The organism is Streptomyces sp. NPDC001717 (genome assembly GCF_042892775.1).
In the GTDB taxonomy this organism is placed as follows: Bacteria; Actinomycetota; Actinomycetes; order Streptomycetales; family Streptomycetaceae; genus Streptomyces.
This window is the reverse complement of record NZ_JBIAUK010000042.1, coordinates 1-20,174: the sequence shown is the minus strand read 5'-3', so window position 1 is coordinate 20,174 and position 20,174 is coordinate 1. Positions and strand designations below refer to the sequence as shown.

Annotated in this window: 19 protein-coding genes; 17 read left to right on the top strand and 2 right to left on the bottom strand. The window is 70.8% G+C overall.

Annotated elements, in window-relative coordinates:
• Positions 1-97: 97 nt before the first annotated feature.
• From ACFYZL_RS37040 to ACFYZL_RS36970, 15 genes are all read left to right on the top strand, one after another.
• Positions 98-640: a hypothetical protein gene (locus ACFYZL_RS37040; protein ID WP_384752325.1), complete on the top strand. Its 543-nt coding sequence runs from the start codon at positions 98-100 to the stop codon at positions 638-640.
• Between the two features lie 159 nt (positions 641-799).
• On the top strand, positions 800-1,717 hold the full coding sequence (gene pdxS / locus ACFYZL_RS37035; RefSeq protein ID WP_365033999.1) for a pyridoxal 5'-phosphate synthase lyase subunit PdxS: 918 nt from the start codon (positions 800-802) through the stop codon (positions 1,715-1,717).
• 7 nt (positions 1,718-1,724) lie between these two features.
• Positions 1,725-2,318, top strand: a complete 594-nt coding sequence (gene pdxT, locus ACFYZL_RS37030; protein ID WP_384752321.1) for a pyridoxal 5'-phosphate synthase glutaminase subunit PdxT — start codon at positions 1,725-1,727, stop codon at positions 2,316-2,318.
• A gap of 57 nt (positions 2,319-2,375) precedes the next feature.
• Positions 2,376-3,128 (top strand): YebC/PmpR family DNA-binding transcriptional regulator, encoded by a 753-nt coding sequence (locus tag ACFYZL_RS37025; RefSeq protein WP_384588661.1) that lies wholly within the window; start codon positions 2,376-2,378, stop codon positions 3,126-3,128.
• A gap of 123 nt (positions 3,129-3,251) precedes the next feature.
• Positions 3,252-3,779 (top strand): crossover junction endodeoxyribonuclease RuvC, encoded by a 528-nt coding sequence (gene ruvC / locus ACFYZL_RS37020; RefSeq protein WP_384752318.1) that lies wholly within the window; start codon positions 3,252-3,254, stop codon positions 3,777-3,779.
• Positions 3,780-4,403: a Holliday junction branch migration protein RuvA gene (gene ruvA / locus ACFYZL_RS37015; RefSeq protein WP_384752315.1), complete on the top strand. Its 624-nt coding sequence runs from the start codon at positions 3,780-3,782 to the stop codon at positions 4,401-4,403.
• A 247-nt stretch (positions 4,404-4,650) separates the two neighbouring features.
• The gene (gene ruvB, locus ACFYZL_RS37010; RefSeq protein ID WP_384736966.1) at positions 4,651-5,709 is read left to right on the top strand and encodes a Holliday junction branch migration DNA helicase RuvB; all 1,059 of its coding nucleotides are present in this window, start codon (positions 4,651-4,653) and stop codon (positions 5,707-5,709) included.
• A 165-nt stretch (positions 5,710-5,874) separates the two neighbouring features.
• Positions 5,875-6,321: a preprotein translocase subunit YajC gene (gene yajC, locus ACFYZL_RS37005; protein ID WP_384748778.1), complete on the top strand. Its 447-nt coding sequence runs from the start codon at positions 5,875-5,877 to the stop codon at positions 6,319-6,321.
• 156 nt (positions 6,322-6,477) lie between these two features.
• The gene (gene secD / locus ACFYZL_RS37000) at positions 6,478-8,268 is read left to right on the top strand and encodes a protein translocase subunit SecD (protein WP_384748781.1); all 1,791 of its coding nucleotides are present in this window, start codon (positions 6,478-6,480) and stop codon (positions 8,266-8,268) included.
• Between the two features lie 3 nt (positions 8,269-8,271).
• Positions 8,272-9,327: a protein translocase subunit SecF gene (secF, locus tag ACFYZL_RS36995; protein WP_384748784.1), complete on the top strand. Its 1,056-nt coding sequence runs from the start codon at positions 8,272-8,274 to the stop codon at positions 9,325-9,327.
• A complete protein-coding gene (locus ACFYZL_RS36990; protein ID WP_384748787.1) occupies positions 9,324-9,878 on the top strand; it encodes an adenine phosphoribosyltransferase in 555 nt (184 codons plus the stop codon). Before secF ends, ACFYZL_RS36990 begins: the two co-directional genes overlap by 4 nt.
• 296 nt (positions 9,879-10,174) lie before the next feature.
• Positions 10,175-12,598, top strand: coding sequence for a RelA/SpoT family protein (locus ACFYZL_RS36985; protein ID WP_388685260.1), 2,424 nt, complete (start codon positions 10,175-10,177; stop codon positions 12,596-12,598).
• A 47-nt stretch (positions 12,599-12,645) separates the two neighbouring features.
• A complete protein-coding gene (locus ACFYZL_RS36980) occupies positions 12,646-14,070 on the top strand; it encodes a serine/threonine-protein kinase (RefSeq protein ID WP_384748793.1) in 1,425 nt (474 codons plus the stop codon).
• Complete coding sequence (locus tag ACFYZL_RS36975; RefSeq protein WP_384748796.1) at positions 14,063-14,479, top strand: hypothetical protein; 417 nt, start codon at positions 14,063-14,065, stop codon at positions 14,477-14,479. Before ACFYZL_RS36980 ends, ACFYZL_RS36975 begins: the two co-directional genes overlap by 8 nt.
• A complete protein-coding gene (locus ACFYZL_RS36970; RefSeq protein WP_384748799.1) occupies positions 14,463-15,605 on the top strand; it encodes a caspase family protein in 1,143 nt (380 codons plus the stop codon). The genes ACFYZL_RS36975 and ACFYZL_RS36970 overlap by 17 nt, the downstream gene beginning before the upstream one ends.
• Positions 15,606-15,683: 78 nt before the next feature.
• Here the strand turns inward: ACFYZL_RS36970 and ACFYZL_RS36965 are convergent, their stop codons facing one another.
• Positions 15,684-16,913 (bottom strand): DUF349 domain-containing protein, encoded by a 1,230-nt coding sequence (locus tag ACFYZL_RS36965; protein WP_388685255.1) that lies wholly within the window; start codon positions 16,911-16,913, stop codon positions 15,684-15,686.
• 182 nt (positions 16,914-17,095) lie between these two features.
• Entirely contained in the window at positions 17,096-17,878 is a 783-nt protein-coding gene (locus ACFYZL_RS36960; protein WP_384748805.1) for a peptidylprolyl isomerase, read from the bottom strand.
• 154 nt (positions 17,879-18,032) lie between these two features.
• Here ACFYZL_RS36960 and ACFYZL_RS36955 point away from each other — a divergent pair, with 154 nt between their 5' ends.
• Both ACFYZL_RS36955 and hisS read left to right on the top strand, forming a co-directional pair.
• On the top strand, positions 18,033-18,746 hold the full coding sequence (locus ACFYZL_RS36955) for an MBL fold metallo-hydrolase (protein ID WP_384748808.1): 714 nt from the start codon (positions 18,033-18,035) through the stop codon (positions 18,744-18,746).
• Between the two features lie 10 nt (positions 18,747-18,756).
• Positions 18,757-20,019: a histidine--tRNA ligase gene (gene hisS / locus ACFYZL_RS36950; RefSeq protein WP_388685252.1), complete on the top strand. Its 1,263-nt coding sequence runs from the start codon at positions 18,757-18,759 to the stop codon at positions 20,017-20,019.
• Positions 20,020-20,174: the final 155 nt, after the last annotated feature.

Below are 20,174 nucleotides of genomic sequence, written 5' to 3'. Positions count from 1 at the left end.
CCGAGCGGTGTGATGATCAGGCAGCCTAGGGTGTGGTCGGTGCCGTAGCCAGGGCTGATGGGGGGCTGGGCGCCGCGGAGCGGTAGTGTCGCCGCCCGTGATCGAAACCCTTGTCTGGATTGCCCTCGCTCTCGGAGTGGTCGGGGTCTACCTCAGTTGGACCGCAGGGCGGCTCGACCGGCTGCACTCCCGGATGGACGCCTCACGGGCCGCGCTCGACGCGCAGCTCGTACGGAGGGCCTCCGTGGTGGTGGAGGTGGCCACCTCCGGGGCGCTGGATCCCGCGTCCTCCCTGGTGCTGTACGAGGCCGCGCACGCCGCCCGACAGGCCGACGAGGAGAACCGGGAGGTCGCCGAGAGCGAGCTCAGCCAGGCCCTGCGGGCGGTGTTCTCCGATGCCGACCAGGTCGAGGTGCTGAAGGCGGCCCCGGGAGGCGTGGGAGCCGCGGAGGAGCTGGCCGAGGCCGTGCGGCGGGTACCGATGGCACGCCGGTTCCACAACGACGCCGTGCGGGCGGCACGCGCCCTGCGCAGGCACCGCAAGGTGCGCTGGTTCCGGCTGGCCGGACATGCCCCGTTCCCCCTCGCCTTCGAGATGGACGACGAGCCCCCGGCCGACCTCGCCGACCGGCCCGCGTAGCAGATCCGTACGGCGCCCCGACAGGCCGCAATGGACCGCAATGGACCAGTAGAGGAGCCACCTGCTCCATATTGGCCCTTGCAGTGGACTGGTCCCCCGGGGTTTCCTCTGCCAGTAGAAACCGCCCCCTTCCGAATTTCCTTCGAGTGAGGTCAATCCGTGAGCACGCTTCCCACCACCCCCCAGTCCGCCGAGTCGGCCATCGGCACCTCGCGCGTCAAGCGAGGCATGGCCGAGCAGCTCAAGGGCGGCGTGATCATGGACGTGGTCAACGCCGAGCAGGCGAAGATCGCCGAGGACGCCGGCGCCGTGGCCGTCATGGCCCTGGAGCGGGTTCCCGCCGACATCCGCAAGGACGGCGGCGTGGCGCGCATGTCCGACCCCAACATGATCGAAGAGATCATCGAGGCCGTGTCCATCCCCGTGATGGCCAAGTCCCGCATCGGCCACTTCGTCGAGGCCCAGGTCCTGCAGTCCCTCGGCGTCGACTACATCGACGAGTCCGAGGTCCTGACCCCGGCCGACGAGGTCAACCACTCCGACAAGTGGGCGTTCACCACCCCCTTCGTCTGCGGTGCCACCAACCTGGGCGAGGCCCTGCGCCGCATCGCCGAGGGCGCGGCCATGATCCGCTCGAAGGGCGAGGCCGGCACCGGCAACGTCGTCGAGGCCGTCCGTCACCTGCGCCAGATCAAGAACGAGATCGCCAAGCTGCGCGGCTTCGACAACAACGAGCTGTACGCCGCCGCCAAGGAGCTGCGCGCCCCGTACGAGCTCGTCAAGGAAGTCGCCGAGCTCGGCAAGCTCCCGGTCGTGCTGTTCTCCGCCGGTGGCGTCGCCACCCCGGCCGACGCCGCGCTGATGCGCCAGCTCGGTGCCGAGGGCGTCTTCGTCGGCTCCGGCATCTTCAAGTCGGGCGACCCGGCCAAGCGCGCCGCCGCCATCGTGAAGGCCACCACCTTCTACGACGACCCGAAGATCATCGCGGACGCCTCCCGCAACCTGGGCGAGGCCATGGTCGGCATCAACTGCGACACGCTGCCCGAGGCCGAGCGCTACGCCAACCGCGGCTGGTAGTCCCGAGATGACGAACACCCCCGTGATCGGTGTCCTGGCACTCCAGGGCGACGTACGGGAGCACCTGATCGCCCTGGCCGCGGCGGACGCCGTGGCCAGGCCGGTCCGGCGCCCCGAGGAGCTCGCCGAGGTCGACGCCCTGGTGATCCCCGGTGGCGAGTCCACGACCATGTCGAAGCTCGCCGTGCTGTTCGGCATGCTGGAGCCGCTGCGCGAGCGCGTGGCCGCCGGCATGCCCGTGTACGGCACCTGCGCCGGCATGATCATGCTCGCGGACAAGCTCCTGGACGGCCGCGAGGACCAGGAGACCCTGGGCGGCATCGACATGATCGTCCGTCGCAACGCCTTCGGGCGGCAGAACGAGTCCTTCGAGGCGAAGATCGACTTCGCGGGCATAGAGGGCGGCCCCGTCGAGGGCGTCTTCATCCGTGCCCCCTGGGTCGAGTCCGTCGCCGCCTCGGTCGAGGTGCTCGCCACGTACGACGGCCACACGGTCGCCGTGCGCCAGGGCAACGTGCTCGCGACCTCGTTCCACCCCGAGCTGACCGGCGATGATCGCGTTCACGCGTACTTCGTCGACATGGTGCGCGCGGGGCTGTGACCCGGTCCCGGTAGGATCGGACACGAACACTGTTGGTTACGCGAAGGAGACAGGCGGATGTCCGGCCACTCTAAATGGGCTACGACGAAGCACAAGAAGGCCGTGATCGATGCCAAGCGCGGCAAGCTCTTCGCGAAGCTGATCAAGAACATCGAGGTCGCGGCCCGTATGGGCGGTGCCGACATCGACGGCAACCCGACGCTCTTCGACGCCGTTCAGAAGGCCAAGAAGCAGTCGGTCCCGAACAAGAACATCGACTCCGCGGTCAAGCGCGGCGGCGGCCTCGAGGCCGGCGGCGCCGACTACGAGACGATCATGTACGAAGGCTACGGCCCGAACGGTGTCGCGGTGCTCATCGAGTGCCTCACCGACAACCGCAACCGCGCCGCCTCCGACGTCCGCGTCGCCATGACCCGCAACGGCGGCTCCATGGCCGACCCGGGTTCGGTCTCGTACCTGTTCAACCGCAAGGGCGTCATCCTCCTGCCCAAGGCCGAGCTCACCGAGGACGACGTCCTGGGCGCGGTCCTGGAGGCCGGTGCCGAAGAGGTCAACGACAACGGCGAGACCTGGGAGATCATCTCCGAGGCCACCGACCTGGTCGCGGTCCGCACCGCGCTCCAGGAAGCCGGCATCGACTACGACTCCGCGGACTCCAGCTTCGTCCCGACCATGCAGGTCGAGCTCGACGAAGAGGGCGCCCGCAAGATCTTCAAGCTGATCGACGCGCTCGAGGACAGCGACGACGTGCAGAACGTCTTCGCCAACTTCGACGTCTCGGACGAGGTCATGGAGAAGGTCGACGCCTGAGTCGACGGACTCGCCCTGCCGACGGCGGGCCGACAGGACACACCCTGTCGGCCCGCCGTCGCATTGTCAGTGGGGGCCGATAGCCTGCACGGACGGATGAGGTGACCCGAATCGGGGGGTGTGGTGCGCGTACTGGGTGTCGACCCGGGGCTGACACGGTGCGGTGTCGGTGTGGTCGAGGGGATCGCCGGCCGTCCCCTGACCATGCTCGGTGTGGGGGTCGTACGGACGCCCGCGGATGCGGAGTTGGGGCACCGGCTCGTCGCCATCGAGCAGGGCATCGAGGAATGGCTCGATACGCACCGCCCCGAAATCGTCGCCGTGGAGCGGGTGTTCAGCCAGCACAACGTCTCCACCGTGATGGGCACCGCCCAGGCCAGCGCCGTCGCCATGCTGTGTGCGGCGAGGCGCGGGATACCGGTCGCCCTGCACACCCCCAGCGAGGTGAAGGCCGCCGTCACCGGCAGCGGTCGGGCCGACAAGGCGCAGGTCGGGGCGATGGTCACCAGGCTCCTGCGGTTGGCCGAGCCGCCCAAGCCCGCCGACGCCGCCGACGCCCTCGCCCTCGCCATCTGCCACATCTGGCGGGCCCCCGCCCAGAACCGCCTCCAGCAGGCGGTCGCCCAGCACGCCTCGAAAGGCCGTAAGTAGATGATCGCCTTCGTCAGCGGCCCCGTCGCCGCGCTCACCCCCACCCTGGCCGTGATCGAGGTCGGGGGAGTGGGCATGGCCGTGCAATGCACGCCGAACACCATCGCGGGCCTGCGGACGGGGGAGCAGGCCCGGCTGGCCACGTCCCTGGTGGTCCGGGAGGACTCCCTGACCCTGTACGGCTTCGCCGACGACGACGAGCGGCAGGTCTTCGAGCTGCTCCAGACGGCGAGCGGGGTCGGGCCGCGGGTGGCCCAGGCGATGCTCGGGGTGCACACCCCGGACGCGCTGCGGGCGGCCTTCGCCTCGGGGGACGCGAAGGCCCTGACGGCGGTGCCGGGCATCGGGCCGAAGGGCGCGCAGAAGCTGCTGCTGGAGCTGAAGGGGAAGCTGGGCGCGCCCGCGGCCGCGGTCGGGCCCCAGCGCGTGTCCGCGTCGGCGCCCGCGCCCTGGACCGAGCAGCTCACGGCCGCGCTGATCGGGCTCGGCTACGCCTCCCGCGAAGCGGAGGAAGCCGTCTCCGCGGTGACCCCGCAGGCAGAGGCCGCCATCGCCGCCGGTGGCTCGGCCCCCGTGCCGCAGCTCCTGCGGGCGGCCCTCCAGTCCCTGAACCGGGCCCGCTGACTGGTACCGCTGCGCGGAGCGTGTCCCCTACCCGCCCTTCCTCCGTTCCCTGGGGCTCCGCCCCAGACCCCGGTCCTCAAACGCCGGACGGGCTGAAGATCCAGCCTCGCCGGCGTTTGAGGCGCGGGGTCCGGGGCGGAGCCCCCGGGAAACGGCGAACGGGCGGGGCGGGGAGCAGCTCCGCGCAGCGGGCCGCCCCCGCACCCCGGACAGACCACCGGAACGAACCAGAAGGCAGACTGACACCGTGAACTGGGATGACGAGAGCGACCGCATTGTCGCGCCCGCGGCGGACGGCGAGGACACCGCCGTCGAGGCGGCGCTGCGGCCCAAGGACCTCGGGGAGTTCGTCGGGCAGGAGAAGGTCCGCCAGCAGCTGGACCTCGTCCTCAAGGCCGCCAGGCAGCGCGGAGCCACCGCCGACCACGTCCTGCTCTCCGGCGCGCCCGGCCTCGGCAAGACCACCCTGTCGATGATCATCGCGGCCGAGATGGGCGCGCCCATCCGGATCACCTCCGGCCCCGCCATCCAGCACGCCGGCGACCTCGCCGCCATCCTCTCCTCCCTCCAGGAGGGCGAGGTCCTCTTCCTCGACGAGATCCACCGCATGTCCCGGCCCGCCGAGGAGATGCTGTACATGGCCATGGAGGACTTCCGGGTCGACGTGATCGTCGGCAAGGGGCCAGGGGCCACCGCCATTCCCCTGGAGCTGCCGCCGTTCACCCTCGTCGGGGCGACCACGCGGGCCGGCCTGCTGCCGCCGCCGCTGCGCGACCGCTTCGGGTTCACCGGGCACATGGAGTTCTACGCCCCCGAGGAGCTGGAACGCGTCATCCACCGCTCCGCCGGCCTCCTCGACGTCGAGATCGACACCGCCGGTGCCGCAGAGATCGCCGGCCGCTCCCGCGGCACGCCCCGCATCGCCAACCGCCTGCTGCGCCGCGTCCGCGACTACGCCCAGGTGCGGGCCGACGGGGTGATCACCCGCGAGGTCGCCGGTACCGCCCTCCAGGTGTACGAAGTGGACGGACGCGGGCTCGACCGGCTCGACCGGGCCGTGCTGGAGGCGCTCCTCAAGCTGTTCGGCGGCGGGCCCGTCGGGCTGTCCACCCTCGCCGTGGCCGTCGGCGAGGAGAGGGAAACCGTGGAGGAGGTCGCCGAGCCCTTCCTGGTACGGGAGGGGCTGCTCGCGCGCACCCCGCGCGGGCGGGTCGCGACCCCCGCCGCATGGGCCCACCTGGGACTTGTCCCGCCGCAGCACGGCGGGAGCGGATCAAGCGGACAACAAGGCTTGTTCGGGGCCTGACGGCGCGGAGGTTCGCCCCCTCAGGAACTGCGGTGCCATGCTGGGCGTTGTTCCATCGGTGCGGACTCGCCTAGACTCCGCCGATGCCGACCCTTCGGGTCGGTGTGCCCACCCCCGTAGAAAAGGCCGCCGTCCGCGTGCGGTCGTGCGAAGGAACTCCGTCCCGTGAGTCTCATTTCACTCCTCCCGTTCATCGTGATCATCGGTGCGATGTTCCTGATGACCCGCAACGCCAAGAAGAAGCAGGCTCAGGCCGCGCAGATGCGCGACCAGATGACGCCCGGTACCGGGATCCGCACCATCGGCGGCATGTACGCCACGGTGAAGGAGGTCGGCGACGACACCGTCACCCTCGAGGTGGCTCCCGGCGTCCACGCGATCTACGCGAAGAACGCCATCGGCGCCGTCCTGGAGGACGCGGAGTACAACCGCATCGTCCACGGCATCGGCGACGGCCTGTCGGACTCGCCGGTCGTCCCGGACGACGCTTCCTCCCTCACCGAGGCCCCGGCCGAGGACGAGGCGCCCAAGCTCGACCTGGGCAAGAAGGACGAGCCCAAGAAGGACGAGCCGAAGGACGGCAAGACCGACGGCGAGGCCGACGCGAAGTAGCGCGCGGCCGGGGACCGCGAAGGCGCCTGATCGGCGGCCGTCGCGGTCCTGGTCAGTGACCCACTTCTGCGGGGGGCAGGGGTCCCCACCACACATTTTCGTGGCCGTCCGCGCGCTGACCCGGCGCAGGACGGTTGGACAGGGAGAAACGACAAGGTGGCAGCACCGAAGAAGGGCCGGCGGCCCACGGGGGCGCAGGGGAGGCCGGGGCGCGCCCTGGCGATCATCCTGATCGCGATGGTGGCGCTCACCGCGGGGATGTTCGTCTCCAAGCAGACGACTCCCCGACTCGGCATCGACCTCGCCGGCGGCACGAGCATCACGCTCAAGGCCAAGAGCGAGCCCGGCAAGCCGGACGCGATCAACGAGACCAACATGAACACGGCGGTCGGCATCATCGAGCGCCGAGTCAACGGTCTCGGCGTCTCGGAGGCCGAGGTCCAGACGCAGGGCCGCGACCACATCATCGTGAACATCCCCAAGGGGATGAACGAGAAGCAGGCCCGCGAGCAGGTCGGCACCACCGCCCAGCTGTACTTCCGCCCGGTCCTCGCCTTCGCGGACGGCACTCCCGCCGCCCCCGAGGGCACGCAGAGCCCGAGCCCGTCCGCGAGCGGTTCCGGCGCTCCCAAGGCCGAGGGCAGCAAGTCCCCGTCGGCCACCCCGTCGTCCAGCGCCACTTCCCAGGGCCGCGCGGTCAGTGAGGCCCTCAAGGCCCCGTCCGCGACCCCCTCGCCCTCGGCGAGCGAGTCGAAGAAGGCAGACGACAACAAGGCCACCCCGTCCGCGACGCCGCCGGCGTCTCCGTCGGCAACCCCTTCGGGTGACGCGGCGGCCGCCGCCGACCTCCAGGCCAAGTTCGCGGCGCTCGACTGCACCGACGAGAAGCAGCGCGCCGCCATCAAGGGCGCCAAGCCGAGCGAGCCCACGCTCGCCTGCGGCAAGCGCGGCAACGCCTGGGGCAAGTGGGTGCTCGGTCCGGCTGCCGTCGAGGGCAAGGACGTCAAGAGCGCCAAGGGAGTCATCGACCAGCAGGCCGGCGCCTGGATCGTCACGATGAACTTCAACGACAAGGGCGCCGACGCCTTCGCCAAGGTGACCGGCGAGCTGGCGGCCAAGCAGTCCCCGCAGAACCAGTTCGCGATCGTGCTCGACGGCGACGTCGTCTCCGACCCGTCCGTCAGCGGCGCGATCCTGGGCGGCAACGCCCAGATCTCCGGTGGCTTCAACCAGCAGTCCGCGCAGGACCTGGGCAACATGCTCTCCTACGGCGCCCTGCCGCTCTCCTTCAGCGAGGACAGCGTCACCACCGTCACCGCCGCCCTCGGCGGCGAGCAGCTGAAGGCCGGTCTGATCGCCGGTGCCATCGGTCTGCTCCTCGTGGTGATCTACCTGGTGATCTACTACCGGGGCCTGGCGCTCGTCGCGATCGTCAGCCTCATGGTCTCCGCGATCCTCACCTACACGATCATGGCGCTGCTCGGAAAGGGCATCGGGTTCGCGCTGAACCTGCCCGCCGTCTGCGGTGCCATCGTGGCCATCGGCATCACGGCGGACTCGTTCATCGTCTACTTCGAACGCATCCGCGACGAGATCCGCGAGGGCCGCACCCTGCGTCCGGCCGTCGAGCGTGCCTGGCCGCGTGCCCGGCGCACCATCCTGGTCTCCGACTTCGTGTCGTTCCTGGCGGCCGCGGTGCTGTTCATCGTCACCGTCGGCAAGGTGCAGGGCTTCGCCTTCACCCTGGGTCTGACCACCCTGCTCGACGTGGTCGTGGTGTTCCTCTTCACCAAGCCGATCATGACGCTGCTGGCCCGTACGAACTTCTTCGCGAGCGGCCACCCGTGGTCCGGCCTCGACCCGAAGCGGCTCGGCGCCAAGCCCCCGCTGCGCCGGTCCCGCCGTGCCGGCTCCGCCCCCGTCCCCGTCGACGCAAAGGAGGCGTGAGAGATGTCGAAGCTGGGAGATCTCGGCGCCAAGCTGTACCGCGGTGAGGTCGGCTACGACTTCGTCGGCAAGCGCTTTCTCTGGTACGGCGTTTCCATCCTGATCACCATCACGGCGATCGTGGCCCTGGCCGTTCAGGGCCTCAACATGGGCATCGAGTTCAAGGGCGGTGCCGTCTTCACCACCCCGAAGACGGCCGTCTCCGTCGCCAAGGCGACCGAGGAGGCGGAGAAGGCCTCGGGCCACGACGCGATCGTCCAGGAACTCGGCACCGGCGGCCTGCGCATCCAGATCTCCGGTCTGGACACCAACGCCGCGGCCGACGTGAAGAAGGCCCTCGCCACCGACCTCAAGGTCAACGAGGCCGACATCAACGCGGACCTGGTCGGCCCCAGCTGGGGCGAGCAGATCGCGAACAAGGCCTGGACGGGCCTCGCGATCTTCATGGTCCTCGTGGTGATCTACCTGGCCATCGCCTTCGAGTGGCGGATGGCGGTGGCGGCGCTGATCGCGCTGATCCACGACCTCACCATCACCGTCGGCGTGTACGCGCTCGTCGGCTTCGAGGTCACGCCGGGCACGGTCATCGGTCTGCTCACGATCCTCGGTTACTCCCTCTACGACACCGTCGTCGTCTTCGACGGTCTCAAGGAGGGCTCGAAGGACATCACCAAGCAGACCCGCTACACGTACAGCGAGATCGCCAACCGCAGCATCAACGGCACCCTGGTCCGTTCGATCAACACCACGGTGGTCGCGCTGCTCCCCGTCGGCGCGCTGCTGTTCATCGGCGGCGGCTTCCTGGGCGCCGGCATGCTGAACGACATCTCGCTGTCGCTGTTCGTCGGCCTCGCGGCCGGCGCCTACTCGTCGATCTTCATCGCGACCCCGCTGGTCGTGGACCTGAAGGAACGCGAGCCTGCGATGAAGGCCCTGAAGAAGCGGGTGCTCGCGAAGCGCGCCTCCGCGGCGGCCAAGGGCGAGTCCGCGGAGGAGGGCACCGACTCCGGCGACGAGCCGCAGGTCGTGGCCCAGGGCCGATCGGGGCGGCGCCGGTGACGGCGCCACTGTCCGAGTCGGTACGGGAACTGCTCCTCAGCCGCATCAAGGACGTGGCGGACTACCCGAAGCCGGGCGTGATGTTCAAGGACATCACCCCGCTGCTGGCGGACCCGAAGGCGTTCGCCGCGCTGACGGACGTCCTGGTGGAGCTGGCCGCGCGGTGCGGGGCGACGAAGATCGTCGGTCTTGAGGCGCGCGGGTTCATCCTCGCCGCTCCGGTCGCCGTCCAGGCCGGGATCGGCTTCGTGCCGGTCCGCAAGGCCGGCAAGCTGCCGGGGGCGACGCTGGCCCAGGCGTACGAGCTGGAGTACGGGACCGCGGAGATCGAGGTCCACGCGGAGGACCTGTCGGTGGGCGACCGGGTCATGGTCATCGACGACGTCCTGGCCACCGGTGGCACCGCCGAGGCCTCGCTGTCCCTGATCCGGCGGGCCGGGGCCGAGGTCGCCGGCGTGGCGGTCCTGATGGAACTGTCGTTCCTCCCTGGACGGGCCAAGCTGGCCGATTCCCTGGCGGGGGCTCCGCTGGACGCGCTGATCGTGGTCTGACCTCCGCTTGTCGAGCGGCGGGTATCCGGGACGTCCCGGGTGCCCGCCGTTTCGCGTGTGCGGGTCCGCTGCCGGGGACTCAAACGCCGGCGAGGCCGGATGTGCCGCACATGGCGGACGCCAGGGGCAAATCCAGCCCCTCCGGCGTTTGAGGAGCGGGCTCTGGGGCGGAGCCCCAGCAGCGGACCCGCCGTGCAGTGTTCGAGGCATGGTCTCGGGGAACGAGGGAGCGGAAGGCTCGCTACGATGGGTTATCCGGACCGTACACGGGCACCGGATCCCGCTGAGGAGCGCTCTTGCCAGACGAGGTCCAGCCACTTTCCGCCGCGCAGCCCGACCCGCAGGCCGAGCAGGCCACGGCGGCATCCGCCACGCCCCCGCCGGCCCCGCCGGTCAAGCCCGCGCCGGCGAAGTCGGCCGGGTCCTCCAACCGGGTGCGTGCCCGCCTCGCCCGTCTCGGCGTCCAGCGCTCGAACGCGTACAACCCGGTGCTGGAGCCGCTGCTCCGCATAGTCCGCAGCAACGACCCGAAGATCGAGACGTCGACGCTGCGCCAGCTCGAACAGGCCTACCAGGTCGCCGAGCGCTGGCACCGCGGTCAGAAGCGCAAGAGCGGCGACCCGTACATCACCCACCCGCTCGCGGTGACCACCATCCTCGCCGAGCTCGGCATGGACCCCGCCACCCTGATGGCCGGTCTGCTGCACGACACGGTCGAGGACACCGAGTACGGCCTGGAAGACCTGCGCCGCGACTTCGGCGACGCCGTGGCCCTGCTCGTCGACGGCGTCACCAAGCTCGACCGGGTGAAGTTCGGCGAGGCCGCGCAGGCCGAGACCGTCCGCAAGATGGTCGTGGCCATGGCCAAGGACCCGCGCGTCCTGGTCATCAAGCTCGCCGACCGGCTGCACAACATGCGCACGATGCGCTACCTCAAGCGGGAGAAGCAGGAGAAGAAGGCCCGCGAGACCCTCGAGATCTATGCCCCGCTGGCGCACCGCCTGGGCATGAACACGATCAAGTGGGAGCTCGAGGACCTCGCCTTCGCGATCCTCTACCCGAAGATGTACGACGAGATCGTCCGGCTCGTCGCCGAGCGCGCGCCCAAGCGGGACGAGTACCTCGCCGTCGTCACCGACGAGGTGATGGTCGACCTCCGGGCCGCCCGGATCAAGGCCACCGTCACCGGCAGGCCCAAGCACTACTACAGCGTCTACCAGAAGATGATCGTCCGCGGCCGTGACTTCGCGGAGATCTACGACCTCGTGGGCATCCGCGTGCTGGTGGACACCGTACGGGACTGCTACGCCGCCCTCGGCACCGTGCACGCGCGATGGAACCCGGTCCCCGGCCGGTTCAAGGACTACATCGCGATGCCCAAGTTCAACATGTACCAGTCGCTCCACACGACGGTCATCGGACCCAGCGGCAAGCCCGTCGAGCTGCAGATCCGCACTTTCGACATGCACCGCCGCGCCGAGTACGGCATCGCCGCGCACTGGAAGTACAAGCAGCAGACCGTCGCCGGCACCTCGAAGGTGCGCACCGACGTGCCCCAGGCCGCCAAGGGCAGCGCCGGCCAGGACACCGTCAACGACATGGCCTGGCTGCGGCAGCTCCTCGACTGGCAGAAGGAGACCGAGGACCCGGGCGAGTTCCTCGACTCGCTGCGCTTCGACCTCTCCCGCAACGAGGTCTTCGTCTTCACCCCCAAGGGCGACGTCATAGCGCTCCCCGCCGGCGCCACGCCCGTGGACTTCGCGTACGCCGTCCACACCGAGGTCGGTCACCGGACCATAGGGGCCCGGGTCAACGGCCGCCTGGTCCCGTTGGAGTCCACCCTCGACAACGGCGACCTCGTCGAGGTCTTCACCTCCAAGGCCGAGGGCGCCGGACCGTCCCGCGACTGGCTGGGCTTCGTCAAGTCCCCGCGGGCCCGCAACAAGATCCGCGCCTGGTTCTCCAAGGAACGCCGCGACGAGGCCATCGAACACGGCAAGGACGCCATCGCGCGGGCCATGCGCAAGCAGAACCTGCCGATCCAGCGCATCCTCACCGGCGACTCGCTCGTCACCCTGGCGCACGAGATGCGCTACCCCGACATCTCCTCCCTGTACGCGGCCATCGGCGAGGGCCACGTGGCCGCGCAGGGCGTCGTCCAGAAGCTGGTGGCGGCCCTCGGCGGCGAGGAGGCCGCCAACGAGGACATCGAGGAGTCGATCCCGCCGGCGCGCGCCCGCAGCAAGCGGCGCAGCAACGCCGACCCGGGTGTCGTGGTCAAGGGCGTCGACGACGTGTGGGTCAAGCTGGCCCGCTGCTGCACGCCGGTGCCCGGCGACCCGATCATCGGGTTCGTCACCCGCGGCAGCGGCGTATCGGTTCACCGCGCGGACTGCGTCAACGTGGACTCCCTCTCCCAGCAGCCCGAGCGGATACTGGAAGTCGAGTGGGCGCCCACCCAGTCCTCGGTCTTCCTCGTCGCCATCCAGGTGGAGGCGCTGGACCGTTCCCGGCTGCTGTCGGACGTCACCCGCGTCCTGTCCGACCAGCACGTCAACATCCTGTCGGCCGCCGTCCAGACCTCCCGCGACCGGGTCGCCACCTCGCGCTTCACCTTCGAGATGGGCGACCCCAAGCACCTGGGCCACGTCCTGAAGGCCGTTCGGGGTGTGGAGGGCGTGTACGACGTCTACCGTGTGACATCTGCAAGGAGGCCGTGACCGAGGCCGCCTGACCGCCGCTCTCTGACGCCACCCCGGGGGGACACGTGGCCGCCGTATTCCCGCGCGGGCTCGCCCGGCGCTTCGCGCCGGTACGGCTGCTCGGCCAGGGTGGCATGGGCACCGTCTTCGAGGCGGAGGACATGGACCTGCGACGCCGTGTCGCCGTCAAGGTCCTGTCGACGTACGGAACGGTGAGCGAGCGCGCGGCCGAGCGTTTCCGGGCCGAGGCGCGTGCCCTGGCCCGGATCAGCCACCCCAACGTGGTGGGCGTGTACGAACGGGGGATCGACGAGGGCACGCCCTACCTCGTGATGGAGTACCTCGACGGGTCGGACGTCTCCGATCTGGTCCGCGACGCCAACCGCGCCCTGCCCGTGGGGGAGGCCTGCCGGATCGCGGCCGACACCCTGGCCGGGCTGGGCGCCGCGCACCGCGAGGGCGTGCTCCACCGCGACGTGAAACCGGCCAACATCCGGGTCACCGCCGACGGCCGGGTCGTCCTGTACGACTTCGGGCTGGCCCGGCTGACCGACGAGGAAGCCATCACCGCCACCGGCGAGGACCTGATGGGCACCCCCCGGTACATGGCCCCGGAACGCATCACGGGCTGGCCGCCCCAACCCGCCTCCGACGTGTACGGGGTCGGCGCCTGCCTGTACTTCATGCTGACCGGCACCGACCCGTTCGGTGACGCGGAGGACGTGGGGGTGCTGCTGTTCCGCGCCGTCCACGAGGGAATGCCCTCGCTGCGGGACGCCGGACCGGAGTTCCCGCCCGGACTCGCGGACGCGGTGCACGCCCTCAGCGCGCTGGACCCCGCCACCCGTACCTCCCGTGCCGACGAGGCCGAGGCCCTGATCCGACCCTGGGCGGACGCCGAGGACGTCACACCGGACCACCACCCTTCGAGCCCGGCCGTCCGGCCCTGGGACAACCACGCTTCCGACCGGGAGGACCGGCCCGAGGAAGACACCGCGGTCCGGGAGATCCCCGTCCCCGACGGGCAGACGTCCGGCTCGTTCCCCTCGAAACCGAAGACGGCCCCCGTGCCGTGGCCCGACGACGGCGAGACCACGGCGGTTCCCCGTGAGGGGGCGCCCGAGTACGACTGGCAGCGGGTCGACGTCCGGCCCGCCCACCGACCCGCGCCCGAGAGCGGCGGCGTCGCCCTCAGCGAGGTCACCCGCGGCCTGGTACGCAGCCGGATGACCGAGCAGACCGCGCTGTCCCGCCAGCGCGAGGCGGTCGGCCTGATCCAGCGCGGGCGCTTGAACGAGGCGATGGACCGGCTCGGCGGACTCGGCGCGTTCTGCGCCGAGACCCTGGGACAGGGCCATCCGACCACCCTCGCCTGCCACTACTGGCAGGCCGTGTGCCTGGCCAGACAGGGCAAGGCGGCACAGGCACTGGAGCTTTTCGCGCGGGTCACCGCGCATCACGGACACGGGAGGGGCACAGAGGATGAGTGAGTACGCGTTACAGGTCGATCACCGCCGACCGGGGCAGGGTCCGGAGACCGAACTGCGGTCGCTGCTGACCTGGCTCGGCGAGGACGAGTCGCTCCGCCGCACCGTACGCGGCCGGATCCGCAGCGGCGCGCCGGCGACGGCGGCCGGCGGCACGCCCATGGGGTCACCCGGCTTCGACCTCCTCCAACTGACCGTCGGCAGCGGTCTGTCCGTCGCGTCGCTGGTCTTCTCCGTGCTCCAGTGGCAGGCCTCGCGCCGCCGCCCGCCCGCCCTCACCGTGCGCCACGGCCCGTACGAGGTCACGCTCACCGGGGACGGGGCCGACGACCCCGAAGCCCTGCGCCGCATCGTCGCGGTGCTGGAGAACGGCGGCGGGCACGCGGACGGGGACCATGACGGGACTGCCTGACCCGGCGGCCTCGCGGGCGGTCCTCATCGGCAGCGCCGGATACCGGCACCTGGCAGCGCTCCCGGCCGTCGAGTCCAACGTGAAGGACCTGGCCGCCGAGCTCTGCGACACGACCATCTGGGGGCTGCCCGAGCAGCACTGCGTGCTCGTGCTCGACCCCCAGCACCCCGCGGAGCTGCTGGACCCGGTGACCCGCGCGGGTGAGGAGGCCACCGACACGCTGTTCGTCTACTACGCCGGACACGGCATGCGCGACGCGGCGACGGCCGACCTCTACCTCGCCCTCCAGGGCTCCCGCGAACACGTCGGCTACACCGCCGTCGCCTACCAGCACCTGCGGTCCGCCCTGCGCGAGTCCCAGGCCCGGCGCAAGGTGGTGATCCTCGACTGCTGCTTCAGCGGCCGCGCCGCCAGCACCCTCGCAGGCAGCGGGGACGCCCTCGCCACCCAGGCCGCCGTGGAAGGCGCGTACGTACTGACCGCCTCCCCGCGCGACCGGGTGGCACTCGCACCCGACGGCGAACGGCACACCGCGTTCACCGGCGAACTGCTGACCATCCTGCGCGAAGGGATCCGCGAGGGACCCGAACTGATCGACCTCGACACCCTCTGCCGCACGATGGAGCACCGGCTGCGCGGCAAGAACCGCCCGCTGCCCCAGCACGCCCAGGAGATGGGCATGGGGCGCCTGCGCCTCGTCCGCAACCGGGCCCGCGCCGTGGGCGGCACCCCGGCCGGCCCCGTCCTGCAGGCCGATGTCCGCTCCGCCATGGTCGTCGCCGGACTCGGCCTCGCCCGCACCCTGCGCTCCGCCGGCCGCACCCGGGACGCACTGCCCGTGCTGCGGCTCGCCCTCCAGGAACGGGCACCCGACGGCGAGGGGGACCTGCTCGCCGTCCAGCTCGAACTCTCCGACATGCTGGAGGAGACCGGGCAGACCCGGGAGGCCATGGAAGTGCTGGAGCAGGCCTTCCAGCAGGCGCACCGGTTCTACGGTCCCGAGGCCGTCCAGGTGTGCCGCCGCCTCGCCGCGCTCCTCCAGGAGTCCGGCAACCACATCCAGGCCTGCGAGGTCCTCGAACACGCGCTGGACCTGCTCCAGGACGGCAGCCGGGCCCTTCCCTGACCCGGGCCCCCGGTAAAGCGAAACGGCCCCGGCACGGGAATCCGTGCCGGGGCCGTTTCGAGAGGTGCGGTGGCCGTGTCAGCCGCCGAACTCCTCCAGGCCCTTCATCGCCTGGTCCAGCAGGGCCTGGCGGCCCTCCAGCTCACGCGCCAGCTTGTCGGCCTTCGCGTTGTTGCCCGCGGCGCGGGCGGCGTCGATCTGCGTGCGCAGCTTGTCGACCGCGGCCTGGAGCTGACCCGTCAGACCGGCCGCACGGGCCCGGGCCTCCGGGTTCGTACGGCGCCACTCGCCTTCCTCGGCCTCCTGGATCGCCCGCTCCACCGCGTGCATCCGGCCCTCGACCTTCGGTCGGGCGTCCCGCGGCACGTGGCCGATGGCCTCCCAGCGCTCGTTGAGGGAACGGAACGCGGCACGGGCCGCCTTCAGGTCCGTGATCGGAACGAGCTTCTCGGCCTCCTCGGCCAGCTCTTCCTTCAGCTTCAGGTTCTCGGTCTGCTCGGCGTCGCGCTCCGCGAACACCTCGCCGCGGGCCGCGAAGAACACGTCCTGCGCACCGCGGAAACGGTTCCACAGGTCGTCCTCGGCCTCGCGCTGCGCCCGGCCCGCCGCCTTCCAGTCCGCCATCAGCTCGCGGTAGCGGGCGGCCGTCGGACCCCAGTCGGTCGACTTCGACAGCGACTCGGCCTCCGCGACCAGCCTCTCCTTCACCTTGCGCGCGTCCTCACGCTGCGCGTCCAGCGAGGCGAAGTGGGCCTTGCGGCGCTTGGAGAAGGCCGAGCGGGCGTGCGAGAAGCGGTGCCACAGCTCGTCGTCCGACTTGCGGTCCAGCCGCGGCAGGCCCTTCCAGATGTCCACCAGCGCGCGCAGCCGCTCGCCGGCGCTGCGCCACTGGTCGCTCTGCGCCAGCTGCTCGGCCTCGACGACCAAGGCCTCCTTGGCCGTACGGGCCTCGTCCGCCTGCTTGGCCTTCTGGACCTTGCGCTCCTCGCGCCGCGACTCCACGGTCGCGACCAGCTTGTCCAGCCGTACGCGCAGGGCGTCGAGGTCGCCCACGGCGTGGTGCTCGTCGACCTGCGTCCGCAGGTGGTCGATGGCCGTCTGAGCGTCCTTGGCGGACAGATCAGTGGTCCGCACCCGCTTTTCGAGGAGGCCGATCTCGACCACCAGGCCCTCGTACTTGCGCTCGAAATAGGCCAGGGCCTCCTCAGGGGTGCCCGCCTGCCACGAGCCGACGACCTGCTCGCCGTCGGAAGTACGCACGTACACGGTGCCCGTCTCGTCGACTCGGCCCCACGGGTCGCTGCTCACAGCGCCTCCTCCACCTGATGCCCTTGAGGGGTCACCCCCGGGCATCGTCCACAGTTTCCTGGGGCGGGCAGCGCCCGCCCTGCACAACGCCAACATAGGCGACCGCCGGGCCGGCTGTCCGCATCCCGCACGACGGAATATCGGCGTACGGGGGAAGCCGGCCGGGCCGATGCCGCGTTCCGTCAGTTCTGGGTGACGGTGCCCTTCTCGATCTTCACCTCGTTCTTCGGCGCCCCGTCCTGGCCGCCGTCGACCGTACCGGCCTTCGCGATCTCGTCGAGGACCTTCATGCCCGCCGCGTCGATCTTGCCGAAGGGCGTGTACGAAGGCGCCAGCGGGCTGTCCTTGTAGACCAGGAAGAACTGGCTGCCGCCCGAGCCGGGCTGTCCGGTGTTGGCCATGGCCACCGTGCCCGCCGGGTAGACGACCTGGCCCTGGTCGTTCGGCTTGCCCAGCGAGTCCAGGTTCTCGTCCGGGATGTTGTAGCCGGGTCCGCCCATGCCGGTGCCCTGCGGGTCACCACACTGGAGCACGAAGATCCCGCCGGAGGTCAGGCGGTGGCACTTGGTGTTGTCGAAGAAGCCCTTGTCGGCGAGGTACTTGAAGGAGTTCACCGTCTGCGGGGTCTTCGCCGCGTCCATGGTGAAGCCGATGTCGCCCGCGCTGGTCTTGAGGGCGAAGGTGTACTTCGCCTTCTGGTCGATGGCCATCCCGGGCGACGGGGACTGCTTGGGCGAGGGCGCCGCGGACGGGCTCGCCGACGGCTCCGCCGCCGTGTCCTTCTTGTCACTGTCGAAGACGCCGCCCACGATGAGGCCGACCAGCGTCGCGACGACCACGGCCACCGCCGCGCCGATCACCGCCATCCGCCGGCGGGCCTTCTGCCGGGCCTCGGCCCGACGCTTCTGCTGGCGCTCGTACTTCTCCCTGGCGAGCTGTCGCCGCCGCTGATCGCTCGTGACCACCGGGTTCGTCTCCTTGTGCGTCTCTGGTACCGCTGTCCGGGCTGGGATAGCCCGTACCGTATATGGGTTGGCTGTGTGATGAAGGGCGCCGGTAGGCTCTGATCAGCAGCATTCCGATCTGCAAGCTCCCGCCGGACGACGATTGAGGACGAACGTGCTGATTGCCGGGTTCCCCGCCGGGGCCTGGGGGACCAACTGTTACGTGGTCGCCCCCGCCGCCGGTGAGGAGTGCGTCATCATCGACCCGGGCCACCAGGCCACCCAGGGTGTCGAGGAGACGCTGAAGAAGCATCGGCTCAAGCCCGTCGCGGTCGTGCTGACCCATGGCCACATCGATCATGTGGCCTCGGTCGTCCCGGTGTGCGGAGCACACGACGTACCGGCCTGGATCCACCCCGAGGACCGCTACATGATGAGCGACCCGGAGAAGGCCCTGGGCCGCTCCATCGGGATGCCGCTCATGGGCGAGCTGACCGTGGGGGAGCCGGACGACGTCCGCGAGCTGACCGACGGCGCCGGCCTGAAGCTGGCCGGGATGGACTTCTCCGTGGCGCACGCGCCGGGGCATACCAAGGGGTCGGTGACCTTCCGGATGCCCGAGCTGGCCGACGTCCCGCCGGTCTTCTTCTCGGGCGACCTGCTCTTCGCCGGCTCCATCGGACGCACCGACCTGCCCGGCGGCTCCCACGCCGAGATGCTCGAGTCGCTGGCCCGCGTGTGCCTGCCGCTCGACGACTCGACCGTGGTGCTGTCCGGCCACGGTCCCCAGACCACCATCGGCCGCGAGCGCGCGACCAACCCGTACCTGCGGGAGGTCGCCGCCGGCCTGGCAGCGGACCCGACAGCCGCTCCACGACGAGGAATGTGACGAGAGTTTCGTGAGTACCTTCAAGGCCCCCAAGGGCACGTACGACCTGATCCCGCCGTACTCGGCCAAGTACCTGGCGGTCCGCGAGGCCATCTCCGCCCCGCTGCGGAAGGCCGGCTACGGCTACGTCGAGACGCCCGGATTCGAGGACGTGGACCTCTTCGCCCGCGGTGTCGGTGAGTCCACCGACATCGTGACGAAGGAGATGTACACGCTCACCACCAAGGGCGGCGCGAACCTCGCACTGCGCCCGGAGGGCACCGCCTCCGTGCTGCGCGCGGCGCTGGAGGCCAACCTGCACAAGGCCGGTGGCCTGCCGGTCAAGCTCTGGTACTCAGGCTCGTACTACCGCTACGAGCGCCCGCAGAAGGGTCGCTACCGCCACTTCTCGCAGGTCGGCGCCGAGGCGATCGGCGCCGAGGACCCGGCGCTCGACGCCGAGATGATCATCCTGGCCGACCAGGCGTACCGCTCGCTGGGCCTGCGCAACTTCCGCATCCTGCTGAACTCGCTGGGCGACACCGAGTGCCGTCCGGTCTACCGGGAGGCGCTCCAGGGATTCCTCCGCGGCCTGGACCTGGACGAGGAGACGCTGCGCCGGGCTGAGATCAACCCCCTGCGCGTGCTGGACGACAAGCGTGAGGCCGTCCAGAAGCAGCTGGTCGGCGCGCCGATGCTGCGTGACTACCTGTGCGACGCCTGCAAGGCCTACCACTCGGAGGTCCGCGAGCTGGTCACCGCCGCGGGCGTGGTCTTCGAGGACGACGAGAAGCTGGTGCGCGGGCTCGACTACTACACCCGCACCACCTTCGAGTTCGTCCACGACGGACTGGGTTCGCAGTCCGCGGTGGGGGGCGGCGGCCGTTACGACGGTCTGTCCGAGATGATCGGCGGACCGGCGCTCCCGTCGGTGGGCTGGGCCCTGGGCGTGGACCGCACAGTGCTCGCGCTCGAGGCCGAGGGTGTCGAGCTGGACATCCCCGCGGCGACCAGCGTCTTCGCGGTCGCCCTGAGCGACGAGGCCCGGAAGGTGCTCTTCGGTGTCGTCACCGAGCTGCGCAAGGCGGGTGTCGCGGCCGACTTCTCGTACGGCTCAAAGGGCCTCAAGAGCCACATGAAGAACGCGAACCGGTCCGGGGCGCCGCTGACCCTGGTCGCCGGTGAGCGCGACCTCGCCGAAGGCGTCGTCCAGCTCAAGGACATGGAGTCCGGCGAGCAGGCGGCCGTGCCCGTCGCCGAGCTGGTCGCCACCGTCCGGGCCCGCCTGGCCTGACGTACCACCGCCGGAAGGGGGGGGGGGGGGGGGGTGCCCCCCCCCCCCCCCCCCCCCCGGGGCCCCCCCCCGCCCCCCCCCGGGGCGGCGGGTAGTCCACCCGCAGGTGACCAGGCCCCCCACCCGGACCCCCACCACCCCCCGCCCCCCGCCCC